General features: G+C 66.9%; 13 protein-coding genes. 12 read left to right on the top strand and 1 reads right to left on the bottom strand.

Annotation, left to right across the window (positions count from 1 at the left end; genetic code table 11):
- Positions 1–15: 15 nt before the first annotated feature.
- Positions 16–1941 (bottom strand): ABC transporter ATP-binding protein/permease, encoded by a 1926-nt coding sequence (locus AC5Y46_RS08175; protein ID WP_499942423.1) that lies wholly within the window; start codon positions 1939–1941, stop codon positions 16–18.
- A gap of 68 nt (positions 1942–2009) precedes the next feature.
- On the opposite strand from AC5Y46_RS08175, the gene AC5Y46_RS08180 reads away from it, so the two are divergent.
- The 12 genes from AC5Y46_RS08180 to AC5Y46_RS08235 all read left to right on the top strand — a co-directional run bounded on the left by AC5Y46_RS08180 (position 2010) and on the right by AC5Y46_RS08235 (position 13234).
- A complete protein-coding gene (locus AC5Y46_RS08180; RefSeq protein WP_499942421.1) occupies positions 2010–3653 on the top strand; it encodes an acetolactate synthase in 1644 nt (547 codons plus the stop codon).
- Between the two features lie 23 nt (positions 3654–3676).
- A complete protein-coding gene (gene secA2, locus AC5Y46_RS08185; RefSeq protein ID WP_499942419.1) occupies positions 3677–6010 on the top strand; it encodes an accessory Sec system translocase SecA2 in 2334 nt (777 codons plus the stop codon).
- 36 nt (positions 6011–6046) lie between these two features.
- On the top strand, positions 6047–6670 hold the full coding sequence (locus AC5Y46_RS08190) for a CDP-alcohol phosphatidyltransferase family protein (RefSeq protein WP_499990639.1): 624 nt from the start codon (positions 6047–6049) through the stop codon (positions 6668–6670).
- On the top strand, positions 6663–7598 hold the full coding sequence (locus AC5Y46_RS08195; protein WP_499990641.1) for a DUF881 domain-containing protein: 936 nt from the start codon (positions 6663–6665) through the stop codon (positions 7596–7598). The genes AC5Y46_RS08190 and AC5Y46_RS08195 overlap by 8 nt, the downstream gene beginning before the upstream one ends.
- A 19-nt stretch (positions 7599–7617) precedes the next feature.
- Positions 7618–7950 (top strand): small basic family protein, encoded by a 333-nt coding sequence (locus AC5Y46_RS08200; RefSeq protein ID WP_499942414.1) that lies wholly within the window; start codon positions 7618–7620, stop codon positions 7948–7950.
- Positions 7951–7978: 28 nt separating this feature from the next.
- Entirely contained in the window at positions 7979–8761 is a 783-nt protein-coding gene (locus AC5Y46_RS08205) for a DUF881 domain-containing protein (protein WP_499942412.1), read from the top strand.
- Between the two features lie 36 nt (positions 8762–8797).
- Positions 8798–9202 carry a glycine cleavage system protein GcvH gene (gene gcvH / locus AC5Y46_RS08210; protein WP_499942410.1) on the top strand — a complete coding sequence of 135 codons (405 nt, stop codon included), beginning with the start codon at positions 8798–8800 and terminating at the stop codon, positions 9200–9202.
- A 223-nt stretch (positions 9203–9425) separates the two neighbouring features.
- Entirely contained in the window at positions 9426–9887 is a 462-nt protein-coding gene (garA, locus tag AC5Y46_RS08215) for a glycogen accumulation regulator GarA (protein ID WP_499942409.1), read from the top strand.
- The gene (gene ftsR, locus AC5Y46_RS08220) at positions 9887–10627 is read left to right on the top strand and encodes a transcriptional regulator FtsR (protein ID WP_499990644.1); all 741 of its coding nucleotides are present in this window, start codon (positions 9887–9889) and stop codon (positions 10625–10627) included. Before garA ends, ftsR begins: the two co-directional genes overlap by 1 nt.
- A 51-nt stretch (positions 10628–10678) precedes the next feature.
- Entirely contained in the window at positions 10679–11173 is a 495-nt protein-coding gene (locus tag AC5Y46_RS08225; RefSeq protein ID WP_499942406.1) for a bifunctional nuclease family protein, read from the top strand.
- Between the two features lie 44 nt (positions 11174–11217).
- Positions 11218–12273 carry an IS630 family transposase gene (locus AC5Y46_RS08230; RefSeq protein WP_499990646.1) on the top strand — a complete coding sequence of 352 codons (1056 nt, stop codon included), beginning with the start codon at positions 11218–11220 and terminating at the stop codon, positions 12271–12273.
- A gap of 337 nt (positions 12274–12610) precedes the next feature.
- On the top strand, positions 12611–13234 hold the full coding sequence (locus AC5Y46_RS08235; RefSeq protein WP_499942405.1) for a MerR family transcriptional regulator: 624 nt from the start codon (positions 12611–12613) through the stop codon (positions 13232–13234).
- Positions 13235–13251 lie beyond the last annotated feature (17 nt).

Genomic DNA, 13251 nt, shown 5'->3' on the forward strand with positions numbered 1-13251 from the left:
ATCAGCTACGAGCGATCAGACCTCGGCGGGCTTCTCCAGGACCGGCCCGAGCCGCCACCGTCCCTCGCCGAGCAGTTCGAGCTGCCGCTGGTGATGCTGCTCGACCGCGGGCCGGTGACTGACGCTGACCACGATGCACTCGGGAAGCTCGGCACGTACCAACTCATACAGCGCGAACTCCAGACCCGGGTCCAGCGCCGAGGTGGCCTCATCGAGGAAGACCGCCTTGGGCTTGGTCAGCAGGATGCGCGCGAACGCCACCCGCTGCTGCTCTCCGGGGGAAAGGACTTTGGCCCAGTCCCGCTCTTCGTCGAGGCGGGTGTTCAACGGCGCCAGGGCGACCCTGCTCAGCGCCTCGTGCAGTTGAGCGTCGGAGACGGCATGCGGGTCATTCGGGTAACACACCACGCCACGCAGATCGCCCAACGGCATATAGGGCAACTGGGACAGGAACATCGTGTCGTTGCTGCCGCCGGGGCAGCGCAGCGACCCCGAGGCATAGGGCCACAGTTCGGCGAGGGCCCGCAACAGCGTCGTCTTGCCGGAACCGGACTGTCCGGTGATCACCAGCGACTGGCCCGGTTCCAGCCGAACGTCCAGCGGGTCGATCAAGCTCTCGCCGCCGGGCTTTCGGACTTCGACGTTGTGCAACTCCACCGACCCGTCGGTACTCGGTGTGGTCAGTACCGATGGAAGAGCGCGGCCCTTCTCGTTGGCGGTGACCAGCCCGTGCAGGCGGATGATCGCTGCGCGGTACGGGGCGAAGCCGTCGTAGGTGTTGCGGAAGAACGACAGCGAGTCGGAGACCCGGCTGAAAGCCGACGCCGTCTGGGTTACATCACCGAACTTGATCTGGCCGTTGAACAGTCGCGGCGCCTGGATGAGCCAGGGCAGCGGAACGATCACCTGGCTCATCGACCAGTTCCATCCGTGGAAGATGAGGGACTGGCGGACATATTGGCGGTAGTTGGCGATGATCGGGGTGAATCGCTGCCACAACTGGACTCGCTCCACGCGCTCGCCCCGATAGAACCCGACCGCCTCCGCAGCATCGCGCAACCGGACCAGTGCGTACCGGAATCTGGCCGTCAGTCGCTCGTTGTTGAAACTCAGCCCGATGAACGGGCGGCCCAGCCAGAACGCAACCACCGAAGCGATGAGCACGAATACGAGCACGGCCCAGAACATTGCGCGCGGCAATACGAAGAGGCCGAAGACGTCGAACGGTCCGGACAGATGCCACAGAATGCCGGAGAACGAGACCACCGAGGCGATGGCGTTGACCGACCCGAATAGCAACGTGGAGGTGGAACCGTTGGCGGGCATGTTCTGCACGCCGGTGGTGTTGGCCGCGGTGAAGATGTCGATGTCCTGCTGAATCCGCTGGTCCGGGTTGTCGATGGTGTTGTCGATGAACAGGTCGCGGTAGTAGGCGCGGCCCGTCAACCAGTCCTCGCAGACCTGGTCCGTCAGCCAGACGCGCCACGCGATGACGAAGCGCTGCAGCAGATAGATGTCGATCACCGATCGGGCGATCCACAGCGCCGCCAGGAGGGTGAAGATGCCCAGCGAAACGTAGAAGCCGTGAATGCCGGTCTCCCGGGGGACCTTCTCGTTGGTCGCGATGCCCTGGACGGCTGTCTGGACCGCCGAGTACATGTCGTTGGTGAAATAGCTCAGCAGTACGTCCAGCCGTACTGACAGCAGCACCGAGAGCAGCAGCACGCCGAGCATCAGCCAGACGCGCACGCTGTCGCGTCCGACGAAGTACCCGCGGGTGATGTGCCAGAACTGCCGGCCCCACGGGGTGCAGAACCTGAGCAGGACCAGTGCAAGCAGCACGATCACCGCGCTGATGAGCCACGCGATGGCCAGCCAGCGCAGCGAATTCGGAAGCTCCTGCGACCAGTCCCTCGACGGTTTGAACGGCTCAGAGCCCACAGGCGTTGTCTCCTCCGCGTGACGAAATCCTTCGCGAAGGTACCCGAGGGGGTGGATAAGCTGCGGTCATGTCCACCGATGCAGCCCCCGCCCGGACCGTGCACGCCGGCCGTCTCGTCGCCCGCCGGCTCAAGGCCAGTGGCATCGACACCATGTTCACACTGTCCGGTGGCCATCTGTTCTCCATCTACGACGGGTGCCGCGACGAAGGCGTGACGTTGATCGACACCCGCCACGAACAGACCGCGACCTTCGCCGCCGAGGGCTGGTCCAAGGTGACCCGGGTGCCCGGCGTGGCCGCGTTGACCGCGGGCCCTGGCATCACCAACGGGATGAGCGCGATGGCGGCCGCGCAGCAGAACCAGTCCCCGCTGCTGGTGCTCGGTGGCCGGGCGCCGGCCGGCAGGTGGGGGATGGGCTCGTTGCAGGAGATCGACCACGTGCCGTTCGTGGCGCCGTTGAGCCGGTTCGCCGCGACCGCCCAGTCGGCCGACGACGCGGGCCGGCTTGTCGATCAGGCACTTCAGGCGGCGGTCGGCGCGCCGTCGGGGGTGGGTTTCGTCGACTTCCCGATGGACCACGTGTTCTCCCATGCCGAGGATGACGGCCGTCCGGGCGCGCTGAGCAGTCTGCCCGCTGCGCCCGCTCCGGACGGCGACGCGCTGGACCGGGCCGCCGATCTGTTGTCCAAGGCTCAGCGGCCGGTGATCATGGCCGGCACCAACGTGTGGTGGGGGCACGGGGAGACCGCGTTGTTGCGGCTGGCCGAGGAGCTGCGGATCCCGGTGCTGATGAACGGGATGGCTCGCGGCGTGGTGCCCGCCGACCACCCGCTGGCGTTCTCGCGGGGCCGCTCCAAGGCGCTCAAAGGAGCCGATGTCGCGCTCGTCGTCGGCGTGCCGATGGATTTCCGGCTCGGTTTCGGCGGCGTCTTCGGCGACCAGACCGAGCTGGTCGTGGCGGACCGCGTCCGGCCTCAGCGCAACCACCCGCGCCCGGTTGCCGCGGAACTCTACGGCGATCTCACCAAGATTCTCTCGGCGCTGGCCGGTTCGAAACCGACCGAGCACCAGAACTGGATCGACGAACTCCGCACCGCCGAGACCGCCGTCCGCGATCTGGAACAGGCCGAGCTCGCCGACGACCGGATCCCGCTGCACCCGATGCGGGTGTACGCCGAACTGGCGCCGCTGCTGGACCGTGACGCCGTCGTGGTGATCGACGCCGGAGACTTCGGGTCCTACGCCGGACGGATGATCGAGAGTTACCAGCCGGGCTGCTGGCTGGACAGTGGCCCGTTCGGTTGCCTGGGGTCGGGACCGGGGTATGCCCTGGCGGCCAAGCTGGCGTATCCGGGCCGTCAGGTGGTGTTGCTGCAGGGCGACGGCGCGTTCGGGTTCAGCGGCATGGAATGGGACACCTTGGTCCGGCACAACGTGCCGGTGGTCTCGGTGGTCGGCAACAACGGCATCTGGGGCTTGGAGAAGCACCCGATGGAGGCGCTGTACGGCTACTCGGTGGTGGCCGAGCTGCGGCCCGGCACCCGCTACGACGAGGTGGCCCGCGCGCTGGGTGCGCACGGTGAGCTGGTGGCGGCGCCCGTCGAGCTCCGCCCGGCACTGGAACGGGCCTTCGCCAGCGGGTTGCCCGCCGTCGTCAACGTCCTGACCGACCCCAGCGTCGCCTATCCGCGCCGGTCCAATCTGGCTTGACTGCGGCCGCGTACCGTTGTGGCGTGCCAAAGACCACCCGTTCGCAACCCGGCCGCCTGAGCGGCCGGTTCTGGCGTCTGCTGGGCGCCAGCACCGAAAGAGACCGCAGCCGCTCCATGGAAGTGGTGACCGCGTCGGAGAAATACGACAAGGAAGCCGCCGACCTGAGCGACGAGAAGCTGCGCAAGGCGTCGAAACTGCTCGACCTCGACGATCTCGCTGACTCCGACGACATACCGCAGTTTCTGGCGATCGCCCGCGAAGCCGCCGAGCGGACCACCGAACTGCGCCCTTTCGACGTGCAGTTGCTCGGCGCGCTGCGCATGCTGGCCGGCGACGTGATCGAGATGGCCACCGGCGAGGGCAAGACGCTGGCCGGGGCGATCGCGGCCGCGGGGTACGCGCTGGCCGGCCGGCACGTCCATGTGGTGACCATCAACGACTACCTGGCGCGCCGGGACGCCGAATGGATGGGACCGTTGATCGAGGCGATGGGCCTGACGGTGGGCTGGATCACCGCGGAATCGACCAGCGCGGACCGCAAGGCCGCCTACGACTGCGACGTCACCTACGCCTCAGTCAACGAGATCGGCTTCGACGTGCTGCGCGACCAGTTGGTCACCGACGTCGAGGACCTGGTTTCCCCGAACCCGGACGTCGCCCTGATCGACGAGGCCGACTCGGTGCTGGTCGACGAGGCGTTGGTGCCGCTGGTGCTGGCCGGCACCACCCATCGGGAGACCCCGCGGCTGGAGATCATCAAGCTGGTGGGCCGGCTCAAAGCCGAAACCGACTACGACACCGATGCCGACAGCCGCAATGTCCACTTGACCGAAGCCGGGGCGCGCAAGGTGGAGAAGGCGCTCGGTGGCATCGATCTGTATTCCGAGGAGCACGTCGGCACCACCCTGACCGAAGTCAACGTCGCACTGCACGCCCACGTGTTGCTGCAGCGCGACGTGCACTACATCGTCCGCGACGACGCCGTGCACCTGATCAACTCTTCCCGCGGCCGCATCGCGCAACTGCAGCGCTGGCCGGACGGCCTGCAGGCCGCCGTCGAGGCCAAGGAGGGCATCGAGACCACCGAGACCGGGGAGGTGCTCGACACCATCACGGTGCAGGCGTTGATCAACCGCTACACGACGGTATGCGGCATGACCGGCACCGCGCTGGCTGCCGGTGAGCAGTTGCGCCAGTTCTACAAATTGGGGGTGTCGCCGATACCGCCGAACACCCCCAACGTCCGCGAGGACGAGTCCGACCGCGTCTACATCACCGCGGCCGCCAAGAACGACGCCATCGTCGAGCACATCGCCGAGGTGCACGAAACCGGGCAGCCGGTGCTGGTCGGCACCCGTGACGTCGCCGAATCCGAGGACCTGCACGAGCGGCTGCTGCGCCGCGACGTGCCCGCGGTGCTGCTCAACGCGAAGAACGATGCCGAAGAGGCCTCGGTCATCGCCGAGGCCGGCAAGCACGGCGTGGTCACCGTGTCCACCCAGATGGCCGGCCGCGGCACCGACATCCGGCTGGGCGGATCCGATGAGTCCGACCACGACCGGGTCGCCGAACTCGGCGGCCTGCACGTGGTGGGCACCGGCCGGCATCACACCGAACGGCTGGACAACCAGCTGCGTGGCCGCGCCGGACGCCAGGGCGACCCGGGTTCGTCGGTGTTCTTCTCCAGCTGGGAAGACGACGTGGTGGCGGCCAACCTCGACCACAACAAGCTGCCGATGCAGACCGACCCGGAAGAGGCCGACGGGCGCATCGTCAGCCCCAAGGCGGCCGGGCTGCTCGACCACGCCCAGCGCGTCGCCGAGGGCCGCATGCTGGACGTGCACGCCAACACCTGGCGCTACAACCAGCTGATCGCCCAGCAGCGCGCGATCATCGTGGATCGGCGAAACACGTTGTTGCGCAACGCAACAGCGCGCGAGGAGCTAGAGGAACTGGCACCCAAACGGTACAAGGAGCTCAGCGAAGACCTGTCCGAAGAGCGGCTGGAGAAGATCTGCCGGCTGATCATGCTGTACCACCTCGACCGTGGCTGGGCCGATCATCTCGCATATCTGGCCGACATCCGCGAAAGCATCCACCTGCGGGCGTTGGGCCGGCAGAATCCGCTCGACGAGTTCCACCGGATGGCGGTGGACGCGTTCGCCTCACTGGCCGCCGACGCGATCGAGGCGGCCCAGCAGACGTTCGAGACGGCCAACATCCTCGAGGACGAACCGGGGCTGGACCTGTCGAAGCTCGCCAGGCCGACGTCGACGTGGACCTACATGGTCAACGACAACCCGCTGTCCGACGACACGCTGTCCACGCTGAGCCTGCCCGGCGTCTTCCGCTGAGGCCGACGCGCCGGCTTCGCACTAGGGTTACGGCTCATGGAGCCTGGGCCGGCGCAGAGTCGGGTGCTGACGGTGCCCAATGTGCTCAGCATCGCCCGGCTCGTGCTGATCCCGGTCTTCGTCTACTTGATGCTGGGCGCCCAGCTGCACGGCTGGGCGGTGGCGATCCTGATGTTCAGCGGCGTCTCGGACTGGGCCGACGGCAAGATCGCCCGCCTGATGGGTCAGTCGTCGCGCCTGGGTGCGCTGCTGGACCCGGCCGTCGACCGCCTCTACATGGTGACCGTGCCGCTGGTGCTGGCGTTGAGCGGGATCGCCCCCTGGTGGTTCGTGGTGACGCTGCTGGCCCGCGACGCGGCGCTGGCGGCGACGCTGCCGCTGCTGCGCAGCCGCGGCCTGACGGCGCTGCCGGTGACCTACGTCGGCAAAGCTGCGACATTCGCCCTGATGTCGGGGTTTCCACTGGTGCTGCTCGGCCAGTGGGACGCACAGTGGAGTCGTGTCGTGGGAGCTTGCGGCTGGGCGTTCCTGATCTGGGGTCTGTACATGTATCTCTGGGCGTTCGTGCTCTACATGGTGCAGATGGTCCTGGTGATGCGCCGGATGCCCAAGGTCAGACGAGGCCAGCCGGCCGTCCCGAAGTCGAGCGCGCATGACTGAACCCGATCGGCGGCTCGGTGGCTACGACCCCAACGCCGGGTACAGCGCCCACACCGTCGACCGCCCGACGCACATCCCGGTGCCGTCACTGCTGCGCGCCTTGCTGTCCGAGCATCTGGACCCCGGATACGCGGCCGCGGCTGCCGAACGCGCGCAGCACGGCGTGCCGGAGACCCGGCGCAGCAGGGCTTTCGGCTGGATCTGGCAGGCGCTGGCGGCGACGCTGGTGGCGGCCGTGTTCGCCGCCGCCGTGGCACAGGCCCGTTCGGTGGCTCCCGGGGTGCGGTCGGCCCAGCAACTGCTGGCCGCGAATGTGCGCGCGACCCAGACCGCCGCCAGCACACTGGCCCGGCAGCGCAGCGAACTGGTGGCCAGGCTCGACGAGGTCCAGCGGCTCGCGCTGACCGACGACGCCGAGGGCCAACGGTTGTTGAACCGCCTCGACGCACTCAGCCTGGCATCGGCCAGCACCGCGGTGATCGGCCCCGGCGTGACCGTGACGGTCACCGACCCCGGCGCCGGGCCCAACCTCTCTGATGCGTCCAAGCAGCGGCTGAACGGCAGCCGACAGATCATCCTGGACCGCGACCTGCAACTGGTCGTCAATTCGTTGTGGGCCAGCGGAGCCGAGGCCATCTCGATCGACGGCGCGCGGATCGGCCCCAACGTCACCATCCGGCAGGCCGGGGGAGCCATCCTGGTCGACAACAACCCCACCACCAGCCCGTACACCGTCGTCGCGATCGGCCCGCCGAACGCGATGCGGGACGCCTTCGATCGCAGTCCCGGTTTGCGTCGGCTTAGGCTGCTGGAGGTTTCCTACGGAGTGGGCGTCAGCGTCAACGTCGAGCCCGCCGGCGGGAAAGGCCTGACCGTGCCGGCCGGAGCTGTCCGGGATGTCAAGTTCGCCAGAGAGATTGGGCACTAGTGAGAAGTGTTGTGCCGGCATGATCGGAATCGCCGCCCTTGTCATCGGCATCGTGCTGGGCTTGGTGTTTCACCCCAGCGTTCCCGAGGTCATCCAGCCTTATCTGCCCATCGCCGTCGTCGCCGCACTCGATGCGGTGTTCGGCGGGTTGCGGGCGTACCTGGAACGCATCTTCGATCCGAAGGTGTTCGTCGTCTCGTTCGTGTTCAACGTCCTGGTGGCCGCGTTGATCGTGTACGTCGGCGACCAGCTGGGCGTCGGCACGCAGTTGTCCACCGCGATCGTCGTCGTGCTGGGAATCCGGATCTTCGGCAATGCGGCCGCGCTGCGACGGCGGCTGTTCGGGGCCTGACGGGGGCGAGGTCTGAGATGAGGTCTGCGTGAGCCAGGACGAACCGGCACCGCCCGAGCCCGAGCGCCGCGGACGCCACGAGCTGCCCGCGGACGCAGCGCGCCCCGCCGTACGGCGTGGTCGGTCCCGCTTGGTGTTCGGGGCGCTGGCCGTGCTGTTGTGCCTGGTGCTCGGCATTGCGATCGTCACGCAGGTGCGCCAGAACGAGTCCGGCGATTCCCTGGAAACCGCCCGTCCCGCAGACCTGTTGGTGCTGTTGGACTCGTTGCGGCAGCGCGAGGCGACGCTGAGCACCGAGGTCGCCGACCTGCAGAACACGCTGAACGCGCTGCAGGCGTCGGGCAACAACGACCAGGCGGCCATCGAAAGCGCGCAGGCGCGGTTGGCCGCGCTGTCCATCCTGGTCGGCGCGGTGGGCGCGACCGGTCCGGGCGTGACGGTGCGGATCGAAGATCCGGCACCCGGGGTGGCTCCGGAAGTGATGCTGGACGTGATCAACGAGTTGCGCGCCGCCGGCGCCGAGGCGATCCAGATCAACGATGCCCAGCAGTCCGTGCGGGTCGGGGTCGACACCTGGGTGGTGGGTTCGGCGGGCTCGCTGACGATCGACAACAAGGTTTTCGCTCCGCCGTATTCGATTCTGGCGATTGGCAATCCGCCGACACTGGCCGCGGCGATGAACATCCCCGGCGGCGCGGAGGACAGCGTCAAGCGGGTCGGCGGGCGGATGTCCGTGCAACAAGCCGACCAGGTGGAGGTGACCACCTTGCGGCAACCAAAAAACCGCCAATACGCTCAGCCCGTCAAGTGAAGTAACCGACTCCGAGCCGACCAGAACAGGAACACCGTGACCGATATCCCGTCCGATCTGCACTACACCGCCGAACACGAGTGGGTTCGCCGCAGCGGGGAAGACACCGTCCGGGTCGGGATCACCGATTTCGCGCAGTCGGCGCTCGGCGATGTGGTCTTCGTGCAGCTGCCCGACGTGGGCACCGAACTCAACGCCGGGGACCCCTTCGGCGAAGTGGAGTCCACCAAGTCCGTGTCCGACCTGTACGCGCCGGTTTCGGGCAAAGTGTCCGCGGTCAACGGCGAGCTGGACGGCTCGCCGCAATTACTCAACTCCGACCCGTACGGCGAGGGCTGGCTGCTGGAACTGCAGGTGGACGCCGGCGACGTAGGCGCGCTGGACTCGGCCATCGCCGGCCTGCTCGACGCCGAGGCCTACCGCGGCACGTTGGCCGAATGACGATTGCTAACCTGCCGAAAGCGTTTCGCGGCAGGAGCTAGGACAAGCCGGGGTGTCGGGCTTACGATCCTGCAGGGGTTGGCACATCGCGAACCCATGCGCGGTACGGTCGAGCATCAGGTACTTGAGCGGTAAACAGCAGTACATGCGGTAGATCGATTGGGAAACCGGCCGAACTCGGCCCGGTTCAGATAACGCCACAGCGGCCAGTGAGGAGCAGCGGGTGACGGAAAACGAGCAGAGTGACGAAGTCACGGTGGAGACGACTTCGGTCTTCCGCGCCGACTTCCTCAACGAACTGGACGCGCCCGCGCAGGCGGGTACCGAGAGTTCGGTATCGGGCGTGGAAGGTCTGCCGGCCGGGTCGGCCTTGCTGGTCGTCAAACGCGGGCCGAACGCCGGCTCCCGCTTCCTGTTGGACCAGGCCATCACCTCGGCCGGCCGCCATCCCGACAGCGACATCTTCCTCGACGACGTCACGGTGAGCCGTCGGCACGCCGAATTCCGGTTGGAAAGCGGCGAGTTCAACGTCGTCGACGTCGGCAGTCTCAACGGCACCTACGTCAATCGCGAACCGGTGGATTCGGCGGTGCTGGCCAACGGCGACGAAGTCCAGATCGGCAAGTTCCGGCTGGTATTCCTGACCGGTCCTAAAGGTGACGACGACGGGGGATCCGGAGGCTAGTGGGCGCACCCGATAGCCCGGCACTGTCCGGGATGTCGATCGGGGCGGTCCTGGACCTGCTGCGGCCGGACTTCCCCGATGTCACCATCTCCAAGATCCGGTTTCTGGAGGCCGAGGGGCTGGTGACGCCACAACGTGCGGCGTCGGGCTATCGCAGATTCACCGCGTACGACTGTGCGCGGCTGCGCTTCATCCTGACCGCCCAGCGCGACCACTACCTGCCGCTGAAGGTGATCCGGGCACAGCTGGACGCTCAGCCCGACGGCGAGCTGCCGGCCATCGGATCTCCTTACGGCGTACCACGATTGGTGTCGGTGGCCGACGCTGGTGTCGAGGCGGGCCCGGACCCGGGTGCGGTCGCACCCAGCGGCGTCCGGCTCAGTCGCGAAGATCTACTGGACCGGTCGGGAGTCGACGACGGGCTGCTGGCGGCTCTGCTGAAGGCGGGGGTGATCACCACCGGTCCACGCGGCTTCTTCGACGAACACGCCGTCGTGATCCTGCAGTGCGCACACGCCCTTGCCGACTACGGCGTGGAGCCAAGGCATTTGCGTGCCTTCCGTTCCGCCGCGGACCGGCAGTCGGATCTGATTGCCCAGATCGCCGGACCGCTGGTCAAAGCGGGCAAGGCCGGCGCGCGGGACCGCGCCGACGACCTGGCCCGCGAAGTCGCCGCACTGGCGATCACGTTGCACACCTCACTGATCAAGTCCGCCGTCCGCGACGTACTGCACCGCTGAGGACTAGACTTCCGTTCGACGGCAGCGGGCGTGTGCGGAGGGCAGACACTGATGGGTGAAGTTCGTGTTGTCGGCATTCGTGTCGAGCAGCCGCAGAACCAGCCGGTGCTGCTGCTGCGCGAGACAAACGGTGACCGGTACCTGCCGATCTGGATCGGCCAGTCGGAGGCCGCGGCCATCGCGCTGGAGCAGCAAGGTGTGGAGCCGCCCCGCCCGCTCACCCATGACCTGATCCGGGATCTCATTGCCGCGCTTGGGCATTCGCTCAAAGAGGTGCGCATCGTCGACCTGCAGGAGGGCACTTTCTACGCCGACCTGATCTTCGATCGCGACATCAAAGTGTCCGCCCGGCCGTCGGACTCGGTGGCGATCGCGCTGCGGGTCAATGTGCCGATCTACGTCGAAGAGTCGGTACTGGCCCAGGCGGGTCTGCTGATTCCGGACGAGGGTGATGAAGAGGGCGGCGGCGCGGTCCGCGAAGACGAAGTGGAGAAGTTCAAGGAGTTTCTCGACAGCGTCTCGCCGGACGACTTCAAGGCCACCTAGTGTCGTGCGTCATTAATTAGTTTACAGTGTGGGATGATTGGTGTATGCCCTCATCCGTACTGGTGATCAGCCCTGAAGACCGCATGACGTTGGAGTCGTGGACTCGGTCCTCGACGGTGTCCGCGGGGCGTGTCGAGCGGGCGCGGATCGTGTTGGCGGTGGCTGATGGCGCGGGCACCTCGGGTGCGGCGCGGCAGATGAGAGTGTCGCGGCCGACGGTGATCAAGTGGCGGGATCGGTTCGCGGCGTTCGGCATTGACGGCCTTGCCGACGAGCCGCGTAGTGGGCGGCCCAAGACGGTCGATGACGCGGCGATTCTAGCGGCCACACTGGATCCGCCACCGGAAACGTTGGCGGTAACGCACTGGTCGAGTCGACTGTTGGGTAAGCACCTTGGCGTCGGGGATGCCACGGTGGCCCGGGCGTGGCGACGTTACGGGATCAAGCCATGGCGCCGGGAGACGTTCAAGTTCTCCACCGACCCCGAACTGGAGGCCAAGGTCCGTGACGTGGTGGGCCTGTATCTGAACCCGCCGGACAACGCGATCGTGTTGTGCGTGGATGAAAAGAGCCAGATTCAAGCACTCAATCGGACCCAGCCGATCCTGCCGATGCGTCCGGGACTGCCAGAGAAGGCGACCCATGACTATCAGCGCAACGGCACCGCCACCTTGTTCGCCGCCTTGGAGATCGCGACGGGAAAAGTGACCGACCGCTGCTATGAGCGGCACGGCAAAGCCGAGTTTCTCGACTTCCTCAAGGCGGTAGCGCGGGCCTACCCGCGGCGGCGGTTGCATGTGGTGTGCGACAACTACCACACCCACAAGCACGCCGACATCAACGCATGGTTGGCCAAGAATCCGCGTGTGACACTGCATTTCACCCCGACGTCGGGGTCCTGGCTGAACCTGGTCGAGGTGTTCTTCTCGATCATCACCCGCCAGGCGATCCGCCGCGGCTCATTTAACAGCGTCAAAGAACTCACATCAGCCATCGGCGCATTCATCGACGGCTGGAACCAACGCTGCCACCCATTCGTGTGGAACAAGACCGCAGACGAAATCATGCCCCACACCCGTAAACCAAATTCAGACGCGTGACACTAGCTGGCGCGAGTAGTGGGCTCGAGCAGACGTGAAAGCCCCTCATTTGGGCACGAAATGGGGGCTTTCACGTCTGCTCGCCGGGGGAAACCGGTACCCGCGCAACATCACGGATGCGTCTCATATCACACAACGGATTGTCGACACGCCTACCGGATGTCACCCGCTCACCGGGGCGGCAGCCATACTTTGATGACGAGTTGATGATTGACCCACAGCACGACAGGCACCGGACAGCGTATGCTCTCAGACACTCGGGCCTGAGCTAACGTGGCTGCGGGGGCAGCCAGTGACGCAGCTTGTGACAACAGCGCGATCGGCGAGAGGATGCACCGTGAGCGAGCAGCCACGTCAAGGACAGCTTGACCTTGCCGATCACCCGGCCGCCGAGTCGACGCCCGCCGCCGTGCCTGCCCAGCCGGTCCAGCCCGGCCTGTTCCCCGACGATTCGGTGCCCGACGAACTGGTGGGTTACCGCGGGCCCAGCGCCTGCCAGATTGCCGGTATCACCTACCGCCAGTTGGACTATTGGGCACGTACCTCTTTGGTGGTGCCCTCGATCCGGGGCGCGGCCGGGTCGGGTAGCCAGCGGCTCTACTCGTTCAAGGACATCCTGGTCCTCAAGATCGTCAAGCGCCTGCTCGACACCGGGATCTCGCTGCACAACATCCGGGTCGCGGTCGACCATCTGCGCCAGCGCGGTGTGGAGGACCTGGCCAACATCACCCTGTTCTCCGACGGCACCAGCGTGTATGAATGCACCTCGGCCGAGGAAGTCGTCGACCTGCTGCAGGGCGGCCAGGGCGTGTTCGGCATCGCCGTCTCCGGCGCGATGCGCGAGCTGACCGGCGTGATCGCCGACTTCCCCGGCGAGCGCGCGGACGGCGGCGAGTCGATCGCGGCTCCCGAGGACGAGCTGGCTTCGCGGCGCAAGCATCGCGACCGCAAGATCGGCTGACCGCACCCGCGGAGTAA

Source organism: Mycobacterium sp. NGS59, from assembly GCF_059812345.1.

Excerpts from the sequence above, each read along its gene's own strand:
- AC5Y46_RS08230 (WP_499990646.1), top strand. The coding sequence starts at position 11,218 with ATGCCCTCATCCGTACTGGTGATCAGCCCTGAAGACCGCATGACGTTG.
- AC5Y46_RS08180 (WP_499942421.1), top strand. The coding sequence starts at position 2,010 with ATGTCCACCGATGCAGCCCCCGCCCGGACCGTGCACGCCGGCCGTCTC.
- AC5Y46_RS08200 (WP_499942414.1), top strand. The coding sequence starts at position 7,618 with ATGATCGGAATCGCCGCCCTTGTCATCGGCATCGTGCTGGGCTTGGTG.
- AC5Y46_RS08225 (WP_499942406.1), top strand. The coding sequence starts at position 10,679 with ATGGGTGAAGTTCGTGTTGTCGGCATTCGTGTCGAGCAGCCGCAGAAC.
- AC5Y46_RS08195 (WP_499990641.1), top strand. The coding sequence starts at position 6,663 with ATGACTGAACCCGATCGGCGGCTCGGTGGCTACGACCCCAACGCCGGG.
- AC5Y46_RS08190 (WP_499990639.1), top strand. The coding sequence starts at position 6,047 with ATGGAGCCTGGGCCGGCGCAGAGTCGGGTGCTGACGGTGCCCAATGTG.